This is a genomic window from Sneathiella marina (assembly GCF_023746535.1).
In the GTDB taxonomy this organism is placed as follows: Bacteria; Pseudomonadota; Alphaproteobacteria; order Sneathiellales; family Sneathiellaceae; genus Sneathiella; species Sneathiella marina.
The window spans coordinates 913,698-938,207 of the sequence record NZ_CP098747.1 but is presented as its reverse complement, the minus strand read 5'-3'; the positions used below and the strand labels follow the sequence as shown (position 1 = coordinate 938,207).

At 48.4% G+C, this 24,510-nt stretch carries 21 protein-coding genes; 9 read left to right on the top strand and 12 right to left on the bottom strand.

Going from position 1 to position 24,510, the window contains the following annotated elements; all coding sequences use genetic code 11:
• Nucleotide 1: 1 nt before the first annotated feature.
• Nucleotides 2–1,018 (bottom strand): branched-chain amino acid ABC transporter permease, encoded by a 1,017-nt coding sequence (locus tag NBZ79_RS04535; RefSeq protein WP_251935882.1) that lies wholly within the window; start codon nt 1,016–1,018, stop codon nt 2–4.
• Between the two features lie 103 nt (nt 1,019–1,121).
• Complete coding sequence (locus NBZ79_RS04530) at nt 1,122–2,471, bottom strand: substrate-binding protein (protein WP_251935881.1); 1,350 nt, start codon at nt 2,469–2,471, stop codon at nt 1,122–1,124.
• Between the two features lie 208 nt (nt 2,472–2,679).
• Between NBZ79_RS04530 and NBZ79_RS04525 the strand changes: the two genes are divergently transcribed.
• Nucleotides 2,680–4,296, top strand: coding sequence for a helix-turn-helix domain-containing protein (locus NBZ79_RS04525; RefSeq protein WP_251935880.1), 1,617 nt, complete (start codon nt 2,680–2,682; stop codon nt 4,294–4,296).
• An 18-nt stretch (nt 4,297–4,314) separates the two neighbouring features.
• Here the strand turns inward: NBZ79_RS04525 and NBZ79_RS04520 are convergent, their stop codons facing one another.
• The 7 genes from NBZ79_RS04520 to NBZ79_RS04490 form a co-directional block, all read right to left on the bottom strand.
• A complete protein-coding gene (locus NBZ79_RS04520; protein WP_251935879.1) occupies nt 4,315–4,860 on the bottom strand; it encodes a hypothetical protein in 546 nt (181 codons plus the stop codon).
• A gap of 148 nt (nt 4,861–5,008) precedes the next feature.
• Nucleotides 5,009–8,752 carry a VWA domain-containing protein gene (locus NBZ79_RS04515; RefSeq protein ID WP_251935878.1) on the bottom strand — a complete coding sequence of 1,248 codons (3,744 nt, stop codon included), beginning with the start codon at nt 8,750–8,752 and terminating at the stop codon, nt 5,009–5,011.
• Between the two features lie 328 nt (nt 8,753–9,080).
• Nucleotides 9,081–10,313 carry an MFS transporter gene (locus NBZ79_RS04510; RefSeq protein WP_251935877.1) on the bottom strand — a complete coding sequence of 411 codons (1,233 nt, stop codon included), beginning with the start codon at nt 10,311–10,313 and terminating at the stop codon, nt 9,081–9,083.
• Nucleotides 10,314–10,379: 66 nt separating this feature from the next.
• Nucleotides 10,380–11,372, bottom strand: coding sequence for an aldo/keto reductase (locus tag NBZ79_RS04505; protein WP_251935876.1), 993 nt, complete (start codon nt 11,370–11,372; stop codon nt 10,380–10,382).
• Between the two features lie 16 nt (nt 11,373–11,388).
• Nucleotides 11,389–12,336 carry a Gfo/Idh/MocA family oxidoreductase gene (locus NBZ79_RS04500; protein ID WP_251935875.1) on the bottom strand — a complete coding sequence of 316 codons (948 nt, stop codon included), beginning with the start codon at nt 12,334–12,336 and terminating at the stop codon, nt 11,389–11,391.
• A 2-nt stretch (nt 12,337–12,338) separates the two neighbouring features.
• Nucleotides 12,339–13,244: an NAD(P)-dependent oxidoreductase gene (locus NBZ79_RS04495; protein ID WP_251935874.1), complete on the bottom strand. Its 906-nt coding sequence runs from the start codon at nt 13,242–13,244 to the stop codon at nt 12,339–12,341.
• Between the two features lie 122 nt (nt 13,245–13,366).
• Nucleotides 13,367–14,590 carry a LysR family transcriptional regulator gene (locus NBZ79_RS04490; RefSeq protein WP_251935873.1) on the bottom strand — a complete coding sequence of 408 codons (1,224 nt, stop codon included), beginning with the start codon at nt 14,588–14,590 and terminating at the stop codon, nt 13,367–13,369.
• A 158-nt stretch (nt 14,591–14,748) separates the two neighbouring features.
• Between NBZ79_RS04490 and NBZ79_RS04485 the strand changes: the two genes are divergently transcribed.
• The 8 genes from NBZ79_RS04485 to NBZ79_RS04450 all read left to right on the top strand — a co-directional run bounded on the left by NBZ79_RS04485 (nt 14,749) and on the right by NBZ79_RS04450 (nt 21,609).
• The gene (locus NBZ79_RS04485) at nt 14,749–15,489 is read left to right on the top strand and encodes a PIG-L deacetylase family protein (RefSeq protein WP_251935872.1); all 741 of its coding nucleotides are present in this window, start codon (nt 14,749–14,751) and stop codon (nt 15,487–15,489) included.
• Nucleotides 15,486–16,157 (top strand): 4-carboxy-4-hydroxy-2-oxoadipate aldolase/oxaloacetate decarboxylase, encoded by a 672-nt coding sequence (locus NBZ79_RS04480; RefSeq protein ID WP_251935871.1) that lies wholly within the window; start codon nt 15,486–15,488, stop codon nt 16,155–16,157. The genes NBZ79_RS04485 and NBZ79_RS04480 overlap by 4 nt, the downstream gene beginning before the upstream one ends.
• Complete coding sequence (locus NBZ79_RS04475) at nt 16,150–17,205, top strand: 4-oxalomesaconate tautomerase (protein ID WP_251935870.1); 1,056 nt, start codon at nt 16,150–16,152, stop codon at nt 17,203–17,205. The genes NBZ79_RS04480 and NBZ79_RS04475 overlap by 8 nt, the downstream gene beginning before the upstream one ends.
• 11 nt (nt 17,206–17,216) lie before the next feature.
• Nucleotides 17,217–18,122 carry an amidohydrolase family protein gene (locus NBZ79_RS04470; protein WP_251935868.1) on the top strand — a complete coding sequence of 302 codons (906 nt, stop codon included), beginning with the start codon at nt 17,217–17,219 and terminating at the stop codon, nt 18,120–18,122.
• Nucleotides 18,119–18,475, top strand: coding sequence for a protocatechuate 4,5-dioxygenase subunit alpha (locus NBZ79_RS04465; RefSeq protein WP_251935866.1), 357 nt, complete (start codon nt 18,119–18,121; stop codon nt 18,473–18,475). Before NBZ79_RS04470 ends, NBZ79_RS04465 begins: the two co-directional genes overlap by 4 nt.
• A 1-nt stretch (nt 18,476) precedes the next feature.
• Nucleotides 18,477–19,322, top strand: a complete 846-nt coding sequence (locus NBZ79_RS04460; protein WP_251935864.1) for a class III extradiol dioxygenase family protein — start codon at nt 18,477–18,479, stop codon at nt 19,320–19,322.
• Between the two features lie 125 nt (nt 19,323–19,447).
• Entirely contained in the window at nt 19,448–20,938 is a 1,491-nt protein-coding gene (glpK, locus tag NBZ79_RS04455) for a glycerol kinase GlpK (RefSeq protein ID WP_251935863.1), read from the top strand.
• Between the two features lie 47 nt (nt 20,939–20,985).
• Nucleotides 20,986–21,609: a 2-hydroxychromene-2-carboxylate isomerase gene (locus NBZ79_RS04450; RefSeq protein WP_251935861.1), complete on the top strand. Its 624-nt coding sequence runs from the start codon at nt 20,986–20,988 to the stop codon at nt 21,607–21,609.
• A 13-nt stretch (nt 21,610–21,622) separates the two neighbouring features.
• Here NBZ79_RS04450 and NBZ79_RS04445 read toward each other — a convergent pair whose 3' ends face one another.
• Genes NBZ79_RS04445 through ugpA form a run of 3 tightly spaced genes read right to left on the bottom strand, consistent with a single transcriptional unit; the run spans nt 21,623 to nt 24,459 of the window.
• Nucleotides 21,623–22,711: a sn-glycerol-3-phosphate import ATP-binding protein UgpC gene (locus NBZ79_RS04445; RefSeq protein ID WP_251935859.1), complete on the bottom strand. Its 1,089-nt coding sequence runs from the start codon at nt 22,709–22,711 to the stop codon at nt 21,623–21,625.
• An 18-nt stretch (nt 22,712–22,729) separates the two neighbouring features.
• Nucleotides 22,730–23,578 carry a sn-glycerol-3-phosphate ABC transporter permease UgpE gene (gene ugpE / locus NBZ79_RS04440; protein ID WP_251935857.1) on the bottom strand — a complete coding sequence of 283 codons (849 nt, stop codon included), beginning with the start codon at nt 23,576–23,578 and terminating at the stop codon, nt 22,730–22,732.
• The gene (gene ugpA / locus NBZ79_RS04435; protein ID WP_251935855.1) at nt 23,578–24,459 is read right to left on the bottom strand and encodes a sn-glycerol-3-phosphate ABC transporter permease UgpA; all 882 of its coding nucleotides are present in this window, start codon (nt 24,457–24,459) and stop codon (nt 23,578–23,580) included. The genes ugpE and ugpA overlap by 1 nt, the downstream gene beginning before the upstream one ends.
• Nucleotides 24,460–24,510: the final 51 nt, after the last annotated feature.

The following is a 24,510-nucleotide window of genomic DNA, read 5'->3' as shown; positions in this document are numbered from 1 at the left end:
CTTAATCATCCATCACGCCGGCTCGGCCCATTAATCCACGAGGCAAAACCAGAAGAATAACAACAGCAACGAGGTAAAGAATAATCTGGTCAATTCCGGGGAAAATCTCTTTTACTTCATTCATGGACGCAAAGGATTGCACGATCCCCAGCAGGAAGCCGGCGCAAACGGCGCCACCCAACGATCCCATGCCACCAACGACAACCACGACGAAGGACAAAACAAGAAAATCCATTCCCATATGGTAATCAGGCGGCAAGATAGGGGTGTACATCACACCGGCGACACCGGCGACAATGGCGGCAATCGCAAATACAATGGTAAATCGCCGCTCAATATTAATCCCCAGCAGCCCGACGGTTTCCCGATCGCGCATACCGGCACGAACGACCATGCCGTATGTGGTGAATTGTAGGAAAGAGAAAACCCCAAATATAATTAATCCGGAAAAGGTCAGATATATGAGCCGCCACCAGGGATAAACCAAATTGTCGCCAAGTCCGAACCAGGCGCCCACATTAGCACTTCCGGCCAGGATTTCAGGCGCCGGCTGCGGAATAGGGTTCGCGCCGAAAGAGGCCTTAATAATCTCCTGAATAACGATGGCCAATCCAAAGGTCACCAAAATCTGCTCGGCATGCGGTCGTTTGTAAAAATGCTTGATCAGGCCGCGTTCCATGACGAAACCAACCAACAACATGAACGGAATGGCGACCAGAATGGACAGCGGCACCGAATAATCGATGATTGTCGCGCCAAGATCACCAAACCAGATTTCCATATATGGCTGCTCTTTGTAGGCAACGAATGCGGTCACGCCCTCATCCCGGACTTTCGAGGATATGGTGAGAACCTTCTGGAAGGTTACCGCACAGAATGCGCCCAGCATAAACAACGCACCGTGGGCGAAATTCACGATCCCCAGGGTTCCAAACACCAAGGTCAGTCCAAGCGCAATCAACGCATAGGCCGCGCCCTTGTCCAGACCGTTTAAAATTTGAATAAAGATGGCATCCATTAAATTCTACCTGCAAGGCCCCCACCGGCAATCGCCAGCAAATTTAAAATGCAATAAAAGATCGGATTGGCGGCCGTAAAACCGCCAACCCGTATTCGTTTAACTATTCAACAACATATGGTCCCAAAGAACCACCAAAAATTGTCCAATCATACTCAACCTGTGCCCGCGGTGTCACGTCAACCACCTTCAGCAGATCAAACTGGCTGGTTGGGTTATCGTTCCCGCGCACAACCAAAACGTCCTTGAAGCACTGATGATCTTCCGCACGATACAAGGTTGGACCGTTGCCCATGCCATCGAAATTAAAGCCTTCAAGCTGCTTGATGACTTCCGGCGGATAGAAGGTGCCCGCCATTTCGCACGCATTCGCATAGAGCAATGTCTGTGCGTAACATGTCTGCGCAGCCATGGAAGGCGGTGCACCATATTCCGCGCCAAAGGACTTGACGAAAGCCTTAGAGCCATCATCCTGCAACGACCAGTTCCAGTTGGTTGTACCAAGAATACCCTTAATCGCATCACCAGCACCCTGCGCCATAAGGCGAGAGAACAGGGGCACAATGATTTCGAAATTCTTGCCGTTGACCTGTTTGTCACGAAGACCGAACTGAATAGCCTGGCTGAGCGAGTTGATCATGTCCTTACCGTAATGGTTCAAGACCAAAACATCGGCACCGGAGTTCAGAACTGGTGTAATATACTGTGAGAAGTCACCAGCACCCACAGGTGTCTTAACTGTCTGTGCTGTCTGCCAGCCAAGAGCTTCCGTAGAATTCCGGATGCTTTCTTCCTGCGTCCAGCCCCAAGTATAATCAGCCGTTAGATGATACGCACGACGGTCACTACCATATTCCTTGTTCAGCACCGGCGCCAGCGCGGCTCCAGACATATATGCGTTGAAGAAATGACGGAAACCATAGCGACGTTTGTCCTTGCCGGTTGTGTCATTGGAATGGGTCAAACCCGCCATGAACACGATACCCTGCTCCTGACACAGTGACTGCACCGCAACCGCCACACCCGAAGAGGAACCACCGGTAACCATCAGAACGCCGTCTTTTTCAATCATACGCTTGGCAGATGCGCGTGCTGCATCCGATTTCGTCTGCGTGTCACCTGTAGCGAACGTGACTTTCTTGCCAAGAACGCCATTACCAGTCAACATGGACGGCTTAAAGGTATTCAGCATTCCGCCATCACCTTCACCGTTCAGATGCTTCACCGCAAGTTTATACGCCCGGAGCTCATCTGCGCCCTCATCCGCATATGGCCCGGATTGTGGGACGTTAAATCCCAGCTTTAATTCGCCAGAATTTTTCGGGTTATTCCGAAAGTCGGCGGACCAAGCGTCTTTCATAAAAAACGCTGGTGTCGATGCAACCAGACCCGTTACGGCGCCGGCCTTCAACAGGCCACGGCGTGAAACGCCCGGTTTCTTGATGTCACTCATTAGGTATCTCCCATTTTGCTAAGTGATCGTCTCCATTACGGAGAAATTGTGTTATTATCTTCCCAGAGAAAGCAAACCCCACCCTGTAAAAATTTCACAATTTCAATCTTTTTCCCAACAAAACGTTGAAAACCGGTACTTTTTTGTGTAAATTATTTAGATACAGTTTTGTAAACTTGTAAATTTTTGTAAATAACCGAGTAACTCCATGGCTAAATCCCCGCGCCTCGGAACGCGCCTAAGGCGCCTGCGCAAAGATAAAAAATTAACCCAGGTCGATCTTGCGGACCAATTGGGCATTTCTGCCAGCTACTTAAACCTGCTTGAACATAACCGGCGCAGCATTACTGTTCCCATCCTTCTCAGGCTAAGCCAAATCCTCAAAGTTGATCCTCTGGTTTTCTCACCTCAAGATGAAGGTCACTTAATCGCCGAAATTACCGATACGTTGAAGGATCCATTGTTTGAAGACGACGATTTTGATGAAACGGATATTGCGACGATGGCGGCTGAAGCGCCTGCTTTATGTTCCGCCTTAAAGAAAACCTACGACGCCTATAAATCCACTCAATCAGATATGCAGCTGTTGAGTGAACGACTTTCCCAGGATTTACTCTTTGCGGATTCTTCTTTTCGATTACGAACCTTGGTTACCTCCATTCTGTCGTCGACAGAAATTGTCCATGACAACGATGACTTGAGCGCAAAAGACCGCAAAGAATTCCTGAAAATTGTTCTTAAAGATAGTGAAAACCTGGCCGACACTGTCAGCGAAATGCTGGGGTTTGTCGGTGGGGATGGGTTTACCGACAAATCGTCTGCCCCGTCTCCCGTTGAAGCCGTCTCTGATTTCATCCAGTCAAAGAACAACTATTTTGAAGCTATTGAAACGGCTGCCGACGAATTTAGGGCGACTTTGCGCGAAGATATCACGCCAACGCAAACTTTGGCGGAATATCTACGCCGAGAGCATGGTGTCAAAGTTGAGTTTGCGGACCGGGATCAGCATGATACCGAAGCAACCTTGTTTGATGATCAGTATCGACATCTTATTTTGTCCAAGGCACTCCCCCAGGCAAGTGTGGATTTTCATCTGGCATTGCTGTGTGGGCAACTTGCCTTTCCAGACCTCTTTTCAGAAATAGCGGTAGGACCGGAGCTCGTCAACGAAGCAGCGACAACACAAGCCATCTCCGCCCTCACCAATTACTTTGCGGGGGCTTACTTGCTTCCCTATGACACGTTTTTAACCGCAGCCGAAAAATTGCGATACGACATAGAATTGCTGCAGCAACAATTTGGCGCAAGCTACGAACAAATTTGCCATCGATTGACGACCTTGCAAAAACCAAGCGAAAGCGGCATTCCCCTGCATTTGATTAGAAGCGATATTGCTGGCAATATTTCAAAGAGATTTACGGCCTCGGGTTTGCGTATTCCAAGATATGGAAATTCCTGCCCAAGATGGGTTTTGCATTCTGCCTTTTTAACACCGGGGGTCATCTGTCCGCAAATATCGGAAATGCCGGACGGCGGCCGGTTTTTTTCCATAGCCCGAACTGTCACGAAGCCTAGTCTTGGATATACCCAGCCCAAGCGGCATTACGCCATCAGCCTGGGATGCGATGTTAGCCACGCGCATCATCTGGTATATGCCGATGGAATGAATTTGGCCGCACCGCGTACCGTTGTGCCCGTAGGTGTAACTTGCCGGCTCTGTGATCGTCCCAATTGCGCGCAACGTGCTGCGTCACCCCCTTCACAGGCGCGGGATACAATGCATCCTCAAAAGCGCAACATATCACCCGGTATTGGTGATTTTTAAAGCCTCATTTGTTTTCGGCTATTTACTGTGGAGTATCAGGCGGCCCTTTGCAGTTCGGCGGACTGCGCCATCTCTAATGGCGGTAAAATCCAACTCCATATTCAGGCCCGTCAATGTCCGTTTATAGACTTGCATGTCGTAGTCGCCCGTATCACTCATCGCCATGACGTAAATTGTCAAAGTTTGTTTTCTGATTTGCGCCCATGAAACCGTATCACCGGCATAAACATCCCCGCCCTTACTATCCTTCCAAACGCCTGGCTTGTCAGTATTTACAAATGTTAAAGTCGTTTCCTTTAATACTTCATTCGGGCTCGCGGGATTGCCCTTTTGCCGCAACAATGTTCGCCAGGTGATGTTAAATCCACCTGAGGCGTCCGGACGGATATCTACATCGATATCACGGCTTGTAATCGGAAAATTCACACTGACATTATTTTCTGAAATTGCGTTCCCGCGCCAATCCCCCTTAAACGCAGAAATCGGCACGTCGTTAGCTGAGCTAATAGCTGGCAGCACAACTATAAACAGTGCAATTGCCATGAAAATCTTAATCCGAGCCATAAAAGCCCCCCACTTTAAAAAGTTATATCCCTGTTTTCATTATAATAGGACAAGGCCTATTACCTGCCTACACCTTTTATAGATGTAGCGGACAAAAAAAAAGGCCGCGAATACAAGCGGCCTTTTACGTTCATCCAACCTCCGGAGGCTAGCTTTCGTCAACCTGAATTGCCGTGCCGATATCCCCATTATCCAATGTCGTGCCTTGCACAACTATGGAAAAATCGGAGACAACGGTATTGCTGCCATCCGTGACTGTAATCGTCGTATTGGAACCGACTGTATCAAGAATGACGTGGTCAGACCTGTCCCCCGTATCAATCCCAAGTTCTTCGAAAACTGCAGATAAATCGATAACGTCAGCACTGGCATCAAACCCGATAATTAAGTCGTCGCCATCTGTTGAGGCATCGAGGAAGGTAAAGCGATCATCGCCGCCATTCCCGCGGAGAGTATCGTCGCCGGATCCACCAATAAGCGTATCGCTACCACCGCCCCCTCTCAGATTATCATCACCAGAACCGCCGACCAACAGATCGTCACCGCCATTGCCCCTCAGCGTGTCATTTCCGGAACCGCCTTCGAGTGTGTCAGCGTTGGCGCCACCGCGAAGATCATCATTTCCAGATTCGCCCTTCAGCGTATCATTGCCAGCGCCGCCCAACAATTGATCGTTATTGGATCCGCCATCCAGATAATCATTCCCGCCGTCCCCTTGTATTTCGTCGGCGCCTGAACTGCCCAGCATATAGTCATTGCCGTCACCACCGGACAATGTATCGTCACCGCCTTCACCGGCAACATAATCATTGCCGGCTCCCGCCGTAATGATGTCGTTACCCGGTCCGCCTGTGAATGCCGGATTGGGGCTAATTTCAATGACCAGATCTGCCGTACTTGTCAGCCCTTCCGTGTCCGAAATCGTGTAGCTGAAAGTATCTGTCGCGAAATTATTGATGTCCGTTGTTGCTTGATAGGTATAATCTCCGCTCTCGAAATCAATTTCCAAAACCCCAAACAGGCTGGTTAATGTAAGCAACGTTCCAACTACGGTGACATTCGGATTACCTCCGCTCGTCAAATTGTAGGTTGTCCCATTATATTGAATTTGTGTAATCGGGACAGTTGCCAGCGGATCATTGCCGGCGCTGTCATTGGTTAATACGTTACCGCTTACGACTACATTGCCGGTTACCAAACTACCATCCAGATCGGCAGCCGAGTTCAAGAACAAGAAATCATCACCCGGACTGTTATCGCCATCCGTGTTGTCGATCAACCCAAGTTCCGTACTGGATTGTACGTCGGGACCGATACCAACTGCATAAACATTGACTGTATCTGTCTGTCCATCGACCCAGGTATTGAAATCGCTGATACCACCGGCCGTATTACCAAGATTGGGCTCGCCGTCGGAGATAAAGTAGATTGATTTATCGAAGCCCGGTTCGAAATCGACTGTTTGAACGAGATCGAGCGCGGAATCATAATTCGTTGCCCCGCCTTGCTTGGAGTCAAGACCATCGAGAGCATCAATCACACTTTGAAGGTTGTCATAGGTGATGTCATCACCATTGAGGTAGTCGGCGCTCGTATCAAAATCGATCAGTGTAATCCGGGTTCCCAGGGGATTTTGTGTGAACAAATCTGTCGCCAGGTTCTTCAGGGCTTCTTCCATCAATTGCAATTCACCGACGCTTAAGCTGCCTGAAGTATCAATAACAAACACCGCGTGAATGTCGTTCGGTTCTTGAATTGCTTCCGGACCATCCATAACGGCTACCGGACCTTCATCGGTTACAGTTACGACGATATCAAAGGAAGTTGACGCAACATTGTCATCGTCCTGAAGTTCGACACCCGCCTGCTCGGCAGCATCTTCAGTGGCTGTAGCTGTAACCTTAAGTGTAAAATCCGTTTCGTCATCAGGCGGGGACATCACAGTAAGACTGTCCAGCGCCCAGTCAGAAACATCAACTTCACTGACGACATCGGTGGCAACGAACTCATTTCCATTTCCATCGGAAAGCGTTGCACCAACCGGAACGTCACTTATGATAATCGACAGGTTTTCTGAACCATCAATATCATTTGTGTTAGCCGATATGTCCGGCAACTCAATGGCAGTATCTTCTGCACCTGAAACAGCGGCATTAGTTGCCGTACCGTCAAGCTGAAGTGTTGGAATATCAGCGACCGCATCTATCAACACATTAATTGTACCGGAAAGACCGGCAACCGCTGGCGCACCGGGAGCTTGAGACCATGGCGTAACGGTAACCGTGAAATCCGTATCACTGTCTTCAGGAAGTCCAGAAATTGTCAAATCCGCGAGTTCATCTTTAGTCACAATCCAATCGTCACCACTGGCGGCACCAACAGAAAATTCAACGCCGTCAGGATAACCGCTCAGAACAACCCAGCCGTCATCCGCTCCCGCGTTTCCTGTTTGCAGGTCAATAGACAGCGTGATCTCTCCGGACTGTGGCTCGGGGATTGCAATAATCTGATCTGCGGCTGTTCCGAGATCTTCTTTTCCGGACGCATCTATCACGTCAACCGTAGGTGTTCCAGATAGCGGATCGATCGTTACGGAAATATTAAACGAAGTTTCTGCAGTGTTATTCGCCTCTGTAATTTCGCCAATATCACTCTCGACCGCAGTTTCTTTAGCGGTTGCCGTTACAGTTAAGTCAAACGGAGTAACGTCATTTGCATCGCGGGTAATGGACAGGTTTTCCAGATCCCAACCGGTTACATCGGCATCATCGACGCCGTTGCCCGTAAATTCATTAACTCCATCGGTTAGAACTGCGCCGTCCGGAATTCCGCCGATAGCGACTGATAGGTCCTCAGAACCATCCTGGTCCACCAATTCAGCCCCAATATCAGGTAAATCGATAGGCTCGCCCTGCAAGCTGCTCACATCATTATCTGCACTGGATCCATCAATTGTCACATTGGGGGCATCTGCAACCGCATCAATGATGGCCAGCGCCACTGCGTCAGCTTCAACGTCACTATTCTCAAATGTCGCGGTAACATTCACAAAAAAGTCTTCATCACTATGGGTTGGCGGCAGGATATATATTTCCGGCAAGACGCCACCAACGGCAGCAATAGTATACCCTGCACCGGTTGGAAAAATTTCGTCGCCCGCGTCCGTTCCGCCGACAAAAATCCGGGCGCCAGCTGGAATGCTGGGAATTTCGATTTGTTCAAGATTTTCGCCTTCACTATGGTTGGCGTCCACGATCATCTGCATTGGAAAGGACGTTGTGTCGCCCGTATTTCCAGAGGGTGTCCAATCTTCATATCCTCCGCCGTCTGCAGAAGACTGAGCGCCAGGTGTTTCAAACCGAATGACAACATCGCCGGTCGGATCGTCAGGATCGTCCGGATTACCAGGATTTTCGCTACTTTCGTTTTCGCCAATAATTTCTTCGATAAACGGGAGGCCAAACGCCAAATCCGTTGGAGGAAGCAACCCGTCAATGCCAAGCGGATCTCCAATATTACCATCACGAAAGTTGCTAAAATTTGCACCACCGCCCGCACTAAATTCAGTGTCACCCGCTTGCGGATTAACTTCAGCCACAGAAAGGCCTTCCACGACCTCCGTAATTGCGTCGATTTCTAGAACTTCACCATCTTCAAATTGAATTTTTGGCGGATTTTCTGTCGCCCCGAACGTCAAAAACTCTTGTAATAGAAGAGTCTCCCCTCCATCAACAGGTACTACCAACAATCCGCCCGCAGATTGCACGAAGTTGACGTCTTCAGGTGATTTAAAAGGAACTTTAACAGTTTCTCCCGGTCCAGTTTCAATGACCGTTCCTACCGGAGTACCGGTATTACTGCTGACATTGCTGTCATTTGACGAAGTTGCCATCTCTTATCCGCTCCAACTACATTCACAATTTGCCATGAAAATCCGCTTAACTTATGGATTTCCGCATTAATAATCAGGCAAATGCCTATTCACTAGGTACTGGTTTACAATGGAATTCTAACTGCTTTCATCCCCTAAACGAGTGATAGAGAAAAAAAACATCAAATTTTATGCTTCTGTTCGCGCAGGTATGGCTCCTTTATGTCAAAAAAGTGTTCTGCGTTTAGAATATACCAAAACTTGCCTGATTCTGCTTAATTTTAGCGAAACAATGTCAATAAATAGTAAGTATTGTTGTAAAATATCCTCTCAAATCCAATTCGGTTGTCTATTTCGCGAAGCTCGATTTTGTATTCAGTGCCATTTTGGCAAGCGCCGAACTGACAATTATTATACAGATGGACGTCAGGACAATGTGGTGCAAGGTAAAATCTGCATCCAATGCCCATCCCATAAATACGGGGCCTAACGCGGATCCGAAGACCATTACAACTGTCGCGACAGAGCGAATGGCACCGAGATGACGGGTCCCATATAATTCCGGCCATAGTGAAGATAGGATGGGATTGGTCGCACCGGCACCAAGCCCTAAGATAAACATGACTACGGCTGCATAAAACGGCGGCCCCGCGTAAGAAAAAACCAAACTGCCCCCTAAAAGAGGAAGCAGCACGAAGGGGACCAACGTCCGCGCCCGAAATTTATCGACCAGGATCCCGGAAGCCACTCCCCCAAATATTGACGTCACCGCAAAGATGGTGAAACAAAGACTCCACCATTCAAAACTCCAGCCTTTTTCCGCGACCAAGAATACCTGATGAAAAAACAACCCTGTAAAAATTCCAGATTGCGCCATGGCGGTTGGCGCCAAAAGATAAAATTTCTTGTCCCGCAACATTTCCGCCCGCGTCCAGTGTTTGGCATCCGCATCCGCAGCCATCAAATCACGCACACCATGTCCGTCCTGGTTTGATGTATGGCGAATTAAATACGGAATAGTGGGAAGCAGCATTATTGCGGCCAAAACAGCCATCGCCGGCCAGATAAGGCGCCAATCGACAATACCCATGGCGATGACAATTAAAGGCGGAAACAATGCCTCGCCCAAGGGAAAGCCAAGGGCAGCTATCGCGACCGCGCGGCCTCTTTCCGCTTCATACCGGCGCGCCATAGATGTGAAGGCAATATGGGTCATCATACCCTGGCCGAGGAATCGAACGGCGATTATTCCCAGAAAAAGCGTTATGGGCCCTTGCACAAAACCAAACGCAACCATTGCCAATATCATGGCAATCGCCACTTTGATAACAAATTGCCGTAGAGGTAAACTGTCGACCAGCGGGCCAGCCTTCCACAACAAGCCGGCGCAAACTAATGTCGCTAACGTATAAATGGCGCCAAAATCACCGTGAGACAGGCTAAAATCTTCGCGGATATGGCCGCCAACAACCGATATTACAAATGTCTGGCCGGGCCCCGACCAGAACGCTAACAATGTTCCGAAAAGCAGGAAACGCCATTCCTGACGCACAAAGCTCAATGTGCCGGTTGCCTGTAGCATATTTCTACCAATTTTCCGGAATTCTCAGCAAAACGCCATTGCCGCACGGTTCGAACGCTAAGTCAATCAAGCAAATTCTTCGGTATCTATTTTTGACTGAGCCGCCGCATTATATCTTGAACCATGCACGGTCTTTTGATTAATAAGCTGGTCCAGACAGACAATGACTTCTTCGCTTAAGGTAACAGCATCTGCTCCGGCATTTTCTCGCATATGGTCAATGTTCTTTGTACCCGGTATTGGAATAATATGATCGTCCTTCGCCAATAACCAGGCCAAGGCAAGCTGTGCCATGGAACAACCGCTTTCCTCAGCAAGGTTCGCGTATTCCTCCAGCAATTCGAGGTTCTTTTGATAATTCTCAGGTTCAAATCTAGGCATTCCATAGCGCAAATCGCCGTCCGGCAAGCTCTGGGGATCTTGTAAAGTACCTGTGAGAAAAGCCCGCGCCAACGGACTGAAGGCGACAAAAGCCGCACCGATATCCTTACATGTATCCAACACTGCTATTTCCGGATTTCGGGTCCAAAGGGAGTATTCTGACTGTACAGCCGAGATCGGATGGACCGCATGGGCCCGGCGGATGGTTTCTGCTGACATTTCCGACAACCCTATTGATCGGATTTTTCCTTCTGTAACCAGTTCTGATAAAGTACCAACGCTTTCTTCAATGGGAATTGTAAAGTCCAGCCGATGCAAATAGTACAGATCAATGACGTCTGTCTGCAACAATCGGAGACTTTCTTCGCAAACCTTTCGAATTTCAGACGGCTTGCCGTTAATGGTCCGAACACCCTCCTCATTTTTGCTAATGCCGCATTTACTTGCCAGCATATAGTCATTGCGCCGCGCCTTAAGTGTTTCGCCAATTAGGGTTTCATTCGCCCCATTGCCGTAGAGAGCTGCAGTATCAAGCATGGTATATCCGGTATCCAATGCCTCATGCAGTAATTTCGCGCCATATTCGGTGTCCGGCACATCACCGTATGCAAAAGACAAACTCATACAACCCAACCCAATTGATGAAACAGAAAACTCTCCGATTTGTCGCGTTCGCATCTTTATCTTCCTTGTTTTATGCGCCGAAGCTTTTCTCTATTCGATCCAGGGTTTCCATTGCCGGCAAACATTGGGCCACACTACTATTGGGCTCGCGTCCTTCACTAATGGCGGAAAAAAACTCGCGATCAATGAGCTCTATGCCATTACTGGATACAGCAACACCGGAAAGATCCACTGGATTTTCGTAGCCATCAACCAAATCATCATAGCGGGCAATAAAGGTTCCTTTATCGCAGATATATCTGAAAAAGGTGCCGAACGGGCCATCATTATTGAACGAAAGAGATAACGTGCAGAGGGCCCCTTTCGGAGATTTCATTCCGATACTCATGTCCAATGCGATACCGAGATCCGGATGCACAGGACCCTGAAAGCCATAAACCTCGGCTGCTGGAGCGCCAGTCTGATACTGGAAGAGGTCCACTGTATGGCAGGCATGATGCCACAGAAGATGATCCGTCCAGCTTCGCGGTTTCCCCAGCGCATTGGTATTGGTTCTTCGAAAGAAATATGTTTGCACATCTAATTGTTGAAGAGCCAGTTCGCCCGCTTTTATCTTGTTGTGGATCCATTGATGGCTGGGATTAAATCGTCTTACATGCCCAGCCATGGCGACCAGGCCTGTTTCCTGCTGGGCAGTAACCAACCGTTTTGAATCCGCTAGATTATCCGCCATCGGAATTTCGACAAGCACATGCTTACCAGCCCGCAGACACGCTATTGCCTGATCTGCATGCATTTGTGTTGGGGTCGACAGGATGACACTATCGACATCGTCGCGCATAAGACTTTCCGACAGATCAAGTGTCCAATGTGGGATATTCCGAGCTTCGGCTGCGGCGGCTGTCGTTTCCGACTCTCGTCCTACAATCGACGTCACTTCGACATTTTCTATCTGTCCAATGGCATCCAAATGCTTTTGGCCAAAGGCGCCGGCCGCGCCAGCAACACATACTCTCATTTTCATTCGCTCCGTTTAATTTTATCAAGCGCGGTTAGAAGAATATCCGCGCGGCCAGCATAGTCATTTTCTCCAGCCGACACCCCCAGCTCACCGATACGCTGTTGCCATTCAACAGTAGCGGCAGCCATATCTGACGGTAAATCCAAATCTGCTATGGTTAAAGCAACCTCTTTCATTTCCGCAGCGCGCCGTTCCCCATGCTGCATCATTCTTTCCAACATATAGGCGGATTTGTCGGCGAAACCAAAACCAGGATATGTAAGATCCAAAGACGCAATAACTTTTTCATCGACCCCGGCACGTCGGCCGGCGAGTATACATTCTGAAAACAAGGCCTCAAGACCCTTCATCATGATACTGCGGATCATTTTTACGGATGAAGAGGTCCCGACCTCACCCTCAATTTTTGTTGCATCCATCTGCAAGCAATCCAAAACGGTTGCAGCTTCAGTTGAAAATTCACCACTAATAAGCAACGGTGTCTTATGAAGCTTGGGGTATACCGGCGCCATAACGGCAACGTCAACATACCGTCCCCCTCTCGCATTTATAATATGAGACGATCGCTTCTTCGTGCCGGGCGCACAAGAGTTGCAATCCAAATAAAGGGCCTTCGGGCGCAGGTGCTGCGCGGACAGTTCTGCGGCCGAAAAAGCGCGATCCGCAGTGACCAATGAAAAGACGACATTTGCATCTTGAACGGATTCCGCCAATGTTGAACAGCCCGAAATTTTCGCGCGACTGTATGCCTCCCACATGTCGTCCGCTTCACCAGTCACCGGGCTATCAGTCTTGATATCAAAGGCGGATATCGAGAAATTGGTAACCGTATTCCAACCAGAGACAAACGCACCGGCAGCTTCTCCAAAGCCAATCAGAGCAATATTTAGCTTCTCGGGATTCACACGATTTTCCTACTCATTCCATACTCCGCATATGACATGTCTTCATATCCCTTGCTTAGCCTGTGTGGGCCCGCAACGGTAATTAAAAAAGATATGTCCCTAATTGAATTTTTGAATAACGCTCAACTCGCAGCAGCCTCTCGTCCTGCTCGTCGCAGCGCCTCAACAAAATCAGCCTGGCTGGCTGTGGGATGCCATTCTCTTCGCATTGTCAATCCTATGGGACGTTGCGCTTCTTTTAATTTGAAGGAAAGCAAGCTCAGCAGCCCCCATTCTTTTTCATGACGAACCTGATGAGCTGACAAAATTGTTATTCGATCACTGTCCATCAACAATCCACGGATTAAAACAAGCGAACTGGCTTCAATAATACTGGCAGGCCGCAAAGCGGGAGACTCCGCAAATAGCGCCTCAAATTTAGCGCGTGTTGGTGACCCTATCCTCGGTGTAATCCAGGGATAATCAGACAATTGTTCGATGGTTAATTGTGCTTTCTTTTCTAGCGGATGCCCATTTCGTACAATGAGCGCTAAGCTATCGTCAAACAACGCCTCCTCCACGACATCTTCGATCGGCGGCGGATCTCTGAGCGCTCCAATAAGCAAATCAATTTCACCGTGCCGGAGACCATGAAGCAGTTCCTCGTAGGGCCCATCAATAACGCTTACTTCGATTCCGGGTCTTTTTTTTGTCACTGCATTAATGGCAGACGGCAATACAAAGCTGCGGGCCAATGGCATGGTTCCGACGACAATGCGGCCGGTATCAATCCCCTTGAACTCTTCGATTTCCATATATGTCTGGGATAATTCCGCAAATGCCAGTTTAGCGTATCGAGCCCATATGGTAGCGGCAGCCGTCAAACTGATCCCGCGACTGTCTTTCTTGAATAACGTCATTTCGGACAATCGTTCGAGGTCCCGCGCGGCTCTGTACAACGAGGGTTGCGAAATACCGATACTGCGGGCCGCCAAACTAAAATTCCCAGTTTCAGAAACAGCAATTAAAGCCCGCATTTGTACTCCTGAAATCAGTTGGTGCAGTTTTGCGAAAGTAATTTTCTTTTTTACTCCCGACATCGCAAGAGCTTCATCAATTCCTGTGCGCAAATAATAATCTGCCCTTTCCGACCTCTTAAGGAATAGTTTTCCGGCTTCTGTCAAAAACACTCCGTCAGACCGGCGCAGAAAAAGCTCGACATTCAACGCTTTTTCAATGTTCGCTATAGCTTGTGTTATAGCGGGTTGCGATAAGAAAACTTCTTCAGATGCCCGGCTTATACTTTGATGAAAAGCCACGGAACGGAAGGCACGCAAATGCCGTAAATTGGGCGCCGTTCTGTTCATGCAACTACAATTCCATTTATTTTCATGTTCGACTATAGGAAAAAATTATATCATAAATGTGATTTTGAAATAGCAAAATTTATCTCATCAGTTGAAGCTGTAAACTGCAGAACAATCAAATTGGTATTGGATTTATCGTTATCTTCGGGAGCTTATAAATGGCCGAAAATAAAACTGCATTGGTAATAAGCGCGCATGCCGCGGACTTCGTTTGGCGCTGTGCAGGCGCTATCGCATTACATCAAGAAAAAGGCTACGACGTTACAATAGCCTGCTTATCCTATGGGGAACGGGGCGAGTCTGCAAAATTATGGAAACAAGAGGGCGGCACCACCCTTGATAAAGTGAAGAAAGCGCGACAGGTTGAAGCCGAAAACGCTGCCAAAGCTTTGGATGCACATGATATCAGGTTTTTTGATCTCGGCGATTACCCTCTGGAAGTGACGCGGGACGATAAATTTAAACTCGTCGACCTAATACGCCAGGTACAACCGAGCTTCATGCTCAGTCACTCGCAATATGATCCTTATAATACGGACCACAGCTTCGCGACAACATTAGCGATGGAATGCCGGATGATTGCTCAAGCCTGGGGCCATAACCCGGGAGAAAAAATTCTTGGCGCTCCGCAGCTATATCTGTTCGAGCCACACCAAACTGAGCAAATGGGTTGGAAGCCGGATGTTTTTCTGGATATCACGGATGTCTGGCATAAAAAGCGCGCTGCTATCGAATGCATGCAGGGGCAGGAGCATCTTTGGGATTTTTATACCAATGTCGCTGAAAACCGTGGAAATCATTTTCGCCGCAATTCCGGCGGCCAGTCTGGGGGGCGCGCGGCCAAATATGCGGAAGGGTTTCAGTCAATCTACCCTCGCACTGTGGATGAACTGTCATGAGTATCGTCGTACAAAATATAGAACGCGCAGAGAAAACAGTGATTTCCCGCCTTGGAAAATGCGGTGTTGCAACCGTTCACGAAGCGCAAGGACGTAAAGGACTGCTTGCTTCTTATATGCGGCCAATTTTTTCCGGCGCTTCTATTGGGGCGTCCGCTGTCACTATTTTGGCACCTCCTGCTGACAACTGGATGCTTCATGTCGCAATAGAACAGGTTCAAGCCGGCGATATTTTGGTTCTGGCGACGACGTCACCTTCAGATGCCGGATATTTTGGAGATTTACTCGCAACATCAATGCAAGCCCATGGTGGTGTTGGTTTAATTGTAGATGGCGGCGTTCGCGATATCCGGGATTTGACAGCTATGAATTTTCCGGTTTGGTCCAAAGCCATCTGCGCGGAAGGCACTATCAAGGAAACATTGGGCTCCGTGAATATTCCCGTTGTCTGTGCCGGGGCCCTGATTAATCCCGGCGACGTTATTGTCGCCGATGACGATGGCGTTTGTGTTGTTCGGCGAGAAATGGCTGCTGAAGTTGCTGATAAAGCGGAGGCACGGATCGCATTGGAAGAGGAGAAACGTGCCCGACTTGCGACCGGAGAGCTTGGTCTGGATATGTATAAAATGCGGGAGCGATTGACGCAAAAAGGACTAAAATATGTTTAGTGCGCCTTGTATGTGGATGCGTGGCGGTACTTCGAAGGGCGGATACTTTCTTGAATCCGATTTACCTGAGCATCCAGGGGAACGGGATAATTTTCTAATGGGGATCATGGGATCTCCTGACCCCCGTCAAATCGACGGCATGGGGGGCGCCGACCCGCTCACTTCAAAAATAGCAATCGTCAAGCCCTCGAGTAATCCGAATGCAGATGTGGATTACTTATTTTTGCAGATAGCTGTCGACCTGCCTCAGGTATCCAGCGCACAGAATTGCGGCAATTTACTCGCAGGTGTCGGACCTTTTGCCATCGAGCGCGGGCTTGTTCCAGCGGCCAAGGGCACAACAGAAATCCGAATTTTTATGGAGAATACAGGGCAGACCGCTGTTGTCAAAATCAATACACCTGACGGTAGCGTCAATTACAAGGGCAAAGCCGAAATTGATGGTGTCCCCGGCAATGCCGCGGCAATTCCAATAACCTTTACGGACACGGCAGGGTCAAGCTGCGGTGCATTGCTTCCCAGCGGAAATATCATTGATACAATAGATGACGTGGAAGTAACGCTCATAGATAACGGCATGCCTTCTGTCATTTTACGGGCCTGCGATATGGGGGTATCGGGGAATGAAAGCCGTGAAGAGCTCGACGCAAACACAGCACTTAAACAACGTCTTGAAAACATACGCCTGCAAGTTGGACCAATAATGAAATTGGGAGACGTCGCGAATAAAACTGTGCCAAAAATGTGTATGGTTAGTGCGCCCAAACATGGCGGAGCGATTTCGACACGGACCTTTATTCCTCATCGCTGTCATGCGTCAATTGGTGTCCTTGGAGCTGTTACCGTGGCCACCGCTTGCGCAATGAATGGATCCGTTGCTACGGACCTGGCAATAATTCCCCCCGGCCCAAATAAAGAGTTGGAAATAGAGCACCCAATTGGCCGCACGGCGGTCATGCTGGATATGAATGATGACGGCAATATCGACAGCGCCGCAATTATAAGGACAGCTCGCAAACTTTTTGATGGAACTGTTTATGCGCCCTGAGGAGTATTAAAATGGATGCTGATTATCTTCCCTTTCACCCCAGTCCGGCGAAACCATCTTTTATCGCTCCCGTTGATGCTGTCGATGCGCATTGTCATGTCTTTGGCCCAGCAGATCAATTTCCATATGCCGCTGAACGCAAATATACACCATGTGATGCGCCAAAATCGAAACTGTTCAAGCTCCGCGATCATCTTGGGTTCTCCAGGAATGTCATTGTCCAGGCGTCCTGCCACGGCCGTAACAATGACGCCCTCATTGACGCGCTGATTTCATCAGACAACCTTGCCCGAGGTGTCGCTGTTATTGATCCTGCTATCTCTGACCGCGAGCTTGAGAACATGGATGCAGCAGGCGTTCGTGCTGTACGTTTCAATTTTGTAAAAAGACTTGTGGATGCAACACCAAAAGAAGTGTTCCTGAGGGTTGCCGATCGAATTGCCGAACTGGGGTGGCATATCGTCGTGTATTTTGAAGCTGCGGATCTTGAAGAACTCACTCCTTTTCTAGAGAAATTGCCGACGATTGTCGTAATCGATCACATGGGGAGGCCGGATATTGATAAAAATCCGTCGCATCCGAATTTTCAACGTTTTGTCAATCTTATGGAAGAAAATGAGAAATTCTGGACTAAAGTCAGCTGCCCGGAAAGGCTGACAACACAGGGGCCACCCTATGACGACGTCATTCCCTTTAGCCGTATTCTTGTGGAGACTTTTTCGGATCGCGTGCTTTGGGGGACGGATTGGCCGCATCCGAATATGAAATCCCACGTACCGGATGAAGGCGTTCTGGTTGATGTCATTCCGCAAATCGCGCAAACCCTGGAACTTCAACGAAAACTACTTGTGGCAAACCCCTTGCGGCTTTATTGGCCAGAGGAAGCCGCCGCCGCAGAGAAAGGAATTAAGCCATGACAGAATTTCGAAAAGACGAACCTATATCTGGCACCTTGATATTTGACGGTAATATGGCGATGAAAGGCTATGCTCTGAACAAGATGTGTTTCTCTTTCAATTCAGCTGAAAACCGTGACGCGTTTAAGGCGAACGAAGACGCTTACTGTGATCAGTATGAAATTACAGATGCACAGCGGGCTGCCGTTAAATCCCGGGACGTTCTGGAGTTACTGAAACTCGGCGGAAATATCTACTATCTTGCGAAGCTGACCGGAATGTTTGGATTGAATATGCAGGATATTGGAGCACAGCAATCAGGCGTATCTCTTGACGAATTCAAAGCAAAGTTACTTGCGGCGGGAGAAAAATAGAATGGCAAAGTTATTAGGCGGAATTGGAAGTTCTCATGTTCCAGCCATTGGGAATGCGATCGAACAAAACCTTCAGCAAGACCCTTACTGGCAACCCTTTTTTACAGGCTATGAACCTGTATGGGAGTGGCTGGAGGCGAAGAAGCCGGATGTCGCAATCCTGGTATATAATGACCATGGACTAAATTTCTTTCTAGATAAAATGCCAACATTTGCAATTGGCGCTGCGGCAGAATATCAGAATTCTGATGAAGGATGGGGATTGAAACCTCTTGAGCCATTTCCCGGCCACCCTCCTTTGTCCTGGCATCTTATAAATTCCCTGGTAAATGACGAATTTGATATCACAAGCTGCCAGGAAATGCTCGTCGATCACGGATTTACAGTGCCGATGTCCTTAATGTGGCCAAATCGAATACTGACAGAGCAAATCAAGGTTATTCCGGTTTGCGTCAATGTCGTCCAGTCGCCGTTTCCAACTGCCAATAGATGCCTGCGACTTGGAGAAGCCATTGGACGAGCGATTGAGAGCTATGAGGAAGATCTGGATGTGGTCATACTGGGCACTGGCGGATTATCGCATCAACTGGATGGGGAGCGTGCAGGTTTTACCAACCGGGCCTTTGACACAGAGTTTTTGGAGAAACTAGCAAAAGAGCCTGAATGGTTATTACAGTATAATAATCATCAACTTGCTGAACTTGCAGGCCCGCAAGGCGTTGAGATGATTATGTGGCTCATCATGCGGGGGGCTCTTGGCGAAAATGTGAAGGAGCTTTCGCGAAACTACCATATCCCTATATCCAATACGGCTGCTGGCGTTATTCTTCTGGAAAAGACGGCTTAGATTTTTTTGCCAAAGGCGCTTTCTTTAGCTAATTTCCAGCTATCAGAGAACAAGCTAGCTCTTCACCGCATTCAGTGGCAAAATATCGTCTCTGAAAATTTAAATTAAAAAAAGAAAGTGCCTGAATGTCACGTTATATTCTCGCTTTTGATCAAGGAACCACGTCGAGCCGGGCCATAATTTTCGACAAAGACTATATGTCGGTCGCTATCGGGCAACAGGAATTCACGCAGCATTATCCAAACTCAGGTTGGGTTGAGCATGATCCAGAGGATATTTGGCGAACAACCATTGAAACCGGCAAGCAAGCTTTGGAGAACGCACGGATTGATATCAATGACATAGCTGCCATCGGTATTACAAATCAACGGGAAACAACGGTTATTTGGAACCGTAAAACAGGCAAGCCGATCTATAATGCTATTGTTTGGCAAGATCGCCGAACCGCAGAAATTTGCAATGAGCTTAAACAGCGGGGATTGGAAGAAACATTTTCTAAAAAAACAGGATTGTTGTTGGATCCCTATTTTTCGGGCACAAAAATCGCCTGGATTTTGGACAATGTCCCCGGTGCGAGGAATCAAGCGGAAAATGGAGAACTTGCTTTTGGAACAATCGACTGTTTCCTTTTGTGGCGTCTGACAGGTGGAAAAATACATGCGACAGACGCGACCAACGCTAGCCGCACATTGATTTATGACATACATGCCGGCGGTTGGTCTGATGAACTGATGGATATTTTACGAATTCCAAAATCAATGCTCCCGGACGTGAAAGACAGTGCGGGAAATTTTGGCACAACTGACCCGGATTTATTTGGCGCCCCTGTGCAAATTACCGGAGTGGCAGGAGATCAGCAGTCGGCAACAATTGGCCAAGCCTGTTTCAATCCGGGGATGATGAAATCAACATATGGCACCGGTTGTTTTGCGTTACTAAATACGGGTGATACGCCGGTTAAATCCAAACATAAACTTTTAACGACGATTGCCTATCAGCTCGACGGTAAACCTACATACGCACTTGAAGGATCGATTTTTGTCGCCGGCGCGGCCGTCCAATGGCTTCGAGATGGTTTAAAAATAATCGGCCATGCAGGGCAGTCGGGTGAATTCGCCGAAGACGCAGACCCCAATCAATCCGTTATCTTGGTTCCGGCGTTCGTGGGACTGGGCGTCCCTCATTGGGATGCGGAATGTCGCGGAGCTATTTTTGGATTGACCCGGGCAACGGGCCCGCGGGAGCTTGCAAAGGCTGCCCTTGAATCGGTCTGCTACCAAACACGTGATTTACTTAACGCCATGCATGCTGATTATTCAGGCAACCTTGACACCGTGCTCCGTGTCGACGGTGGCATGGTGGCATCCAACTGGACGATGCAACGCCTAGCCGATATGTTGGGAGCGCCGGTTGATCGACCGGTTTCCACTGAAACCACAGCGTTGGGGGCGGCTTACCTGGCAGGCTTGAAAATCGGATTTTATCCAGATCTTGAAACATTTTCACAAGCCTGGAAATGCGAAAAACAATTTACACCGGCCTGGTCAGATGATCAGCGAGAAGCCGCCTACGCCCGGTGGCAAGATGCTGTTCGCCGGACATTGACAAACTATTGATCTAATCTCGAATTGGCGCAAAACTCAAAAGCAAAAGAAAGCAACTTATGTCAAAAATTGAATATTTTTACGCTGGATACTCTGCCTTCGCATATATCGGCTCCGCTGCCTTTATCAATATTGCTGCAGATGCGGGACGGGAGATTGACCACCGTCCAATTGATTTACGCGCAGTTGTTGCCGCCATGGGGCCGACACAGTTTGGCAAGCGCTCTCCTGCTCATATGGATTATTATTTTGGCAGAGAAATTGAACGTTGGGCCGAGCAGAGAAGCATTCCAATTATGGATGGCACACCGACATATCACAGCAATGATATAACACTTTCCAATTGCATGTTAATTGCCGGATTGGTTCAGGGTCTAAATATAGACAAACTGTCTCATGAAATGCTGCGGGCTCATTGGGTAGATGACTATGATCTCGATAATCGAACAGATCTCATAAAAATAGGCCAAGCTGTGGATCTTGATGCGGAAGCCCTGCTCGAAACCGCAGTCACTCCTGAAGTGCAGGAAATTTATGCCCAGAACACGAAAGAAGCGATCGAACGTTCGGTGTTTGGATCACCGACTTATTTTGTCGACGGGGATATGTTTTACGGGCAGGATCGCCTTGAGCTGGTAGCACGTGCGCTCAAAACACCCTATCAGGGAGCTTGGCCTAAATAATTTCGTTGAGACTTTAATTCTCCAAACGTTTTTCCGTCGCCGGATCAAATAAATGCAGATGATCCGGCGATACCCGGATGGGCAGCGCATCGCCTGGATTAACATACTGAATTCCTTCTATTCGAACGGTAAGGTTGGATTTGCTTTCTCCAAAATGTCCGTGAATTAGGGTATCCGCTCCCAGATGCTCTATCATCGATGCGATCAACGGGACAGATCCTGCTTCATCGCCTGCCAGTTCGAGATGTTCCGGACGAATGCCCAGTGTTACATCTTTCCCAGCATGCTTTGGCATACCTCCATCTCCAAGCGGCAATGCTGCCTGACCCGAAATCGTAACGTTTTTTCCCTCAGCATCTATTTTTGCGTCTGCAAAATTCATACTGGGGGATCCAATAAAACCGGCGACAAACAAGGATGCCGGTCGTTGATAAAGCTCGATCGGTGTCCCCAATTGTTCAACATTTCCCGCATTCAATACCATCAGGCGATGACCGAGCGTCATGGCTTCAACCTGATCATGAGTAACATAAACACTGGTAATACCGAGTTCCGATTGTAATTGCTTTATTTCAAGGCGCATTTGGACCCGCAGCTTCGCATCAAGATTGGACAGAGGCTCGTCAAACAGGAAAACACTGGGCTCTCGAACTATTGCACGTCCCATGGCAACACGCTGACGTTGACCACCACTTAATTGCTTAGGTTTTCGGGTAAGCTGTTCTTCTGTCAATTCCAGTATTTCAGCCGCTTTTTTTACGCGTTGGTTAATTTCTTCCTTGGGAAGGCCCATTATTTTCAGACCATAGGCCATGTTTTTATAAACACTCATATGCGGATAGAGAGCATAGTTTTGAAAAACCATTGCGATATCCCGTTCGGAAGGCTCCAGATCGTTTACCCGGCGCTCACCGATACTTACCGAACCCTCCGTTACAGATTCCAGCCCGGCAATCATCCGCAGGAGCGTAGATTTACCGCAGCCCGATGGCCCGACAAGAACTAGAAACTCACCCTCTTCGATCGCCACATCCACACCATGGATCGCTTTAAATCCATTGGGGTAGGTTTTTCGAACATCTTCAAGAATTACGCGTGCCATAATATCGCTTTCATTATCTTACTTCTCGGTTTCCGTCAGACCTTTGACGAAGAGGGTTTGCATAAATACCACGACGCAAACAGGGGGGATCATAGCCAGGAGTGCAGTCATCATGATAACATTCCACTCCGGGGCCTGCTCAGCTGCTTCCAGCATCTGTTTAATCCCCATGACCACCGTATACATGTCGTTTTCAGAGGTGATAAGCAACGGCCACAAATACTGGTTCCAGCCGTATATAAACAAAATAACGAATAACGCGGCGATGTTTGTACGTGACATCGGGATCAGGATGTCCCAGAAAAACCTCATGGGGCCGGCGCCGTCAATACGAGCGGCTTCCAGCAATTCATCGGGGATTGTCAGAAATACCTGCCGGAACATAAATGTCGCCGTCGCCGATGCAATCAGGGGGATGGATAATCCCCAATAGCTATCCAGCATTCCGAGATTTGCCACGACCTCGTAAGTTGGTAATATTCTCACCTCTACAGGCAGCATCAGAGTAATAAAAATCATCCAAAAGAAAAACATCCTGAAGGGAAATCGGAAATAAACCACGGCAAATGCGGAAAGCAGCGAAATTGCAATTTTACCAACTGCAATCATCATCGCCATAACAAGACTATTCCAGAGCATCCTGGTAACGCCCTGTCCGCTTTGTCCCGAAAGGCCCTTATTGAGAGCCAGGTCCAGATTTTCAAAAAAATGACCGCCCGGAAGTAAGGGTAAGGGAATCTGCGTCATGCGAATGTCCGTATGCGTTGCCGCAACGAATGTAATCCAAATTGGAAAAGCAATCATCGCGACACCCAGTATCAGCATAAGGTGCGAGAAAATTGTTAATAGTGGCCGGTTTTCAATCATCAGTATGCCACCTTCTTCTCTACATATTTGAACTGGATCACGGTAAGTCCAATAACGATAATCATCAGAATAACGGATTGTGCAGCTGATCCGCCGAGATCCAGTCCGACGAACCCATCACTAAACACTTTATAGACAAGAATGTTGGTTGCCCCTGCCGGTCCGCCAGCAGTCATGACATGGACGATACCGAAAGTGTCAAAAAAGGCGTAGACGATGTTAATAACCAACAGGAAGAAAGTCGTTGGCGATAGCAATGGAAAAATAATATCTCGAAACCGCTTCACAGGTCCTGCGCCATCAATGGCCGCCGCTTCGATAAGTGATTTCGGGATCGACTGCAATCCCGCGAGGAAAAAGAGGAAATTATATGCGACTTGCTTCCAAGCGGCAGCCATAACAACCAGCGCCATAGCTTCACTGCCATTTAATTTATGGTTCCAGTCATATCCCATCGCCGATAAACCATAGGTTACAATGCCCAATGTCGGATCAAACATGAAGACCCAGAGTGCACCGGCCGTAACCGGCGCGACGGCATAAGGCCAGATGAGGAGCGTTCTATAGGTACCCGACCCCTTTATGACCCGGTCAGCAAGCACTGCCAATATAAGTGCAAATGACATTGATAGGAATGCAACGAGGGAGGAAAAAACTATGGTCCTGCCGAAGGAGTTTCTATATTGCTCCTCGTCAAACAGGGTAACAAAATTTTCTAGCCAGACAAATTCGGTACTCAGACCAAAGGCATCCTGTATCAAGAGTGATTGATATAGAGCCTGGCCTGCCGGCCATATGAAAAAGATGATCGTGACGATTATCTGCGGCGCCACCAGTAAGAATGGCAATACCGAAGGCCCAAAATGAACATTCTTCAGCATAAAACTAAGGTCCCCTGAAACAGTTCGCTGCGACACAGATGGCCGCAGCGA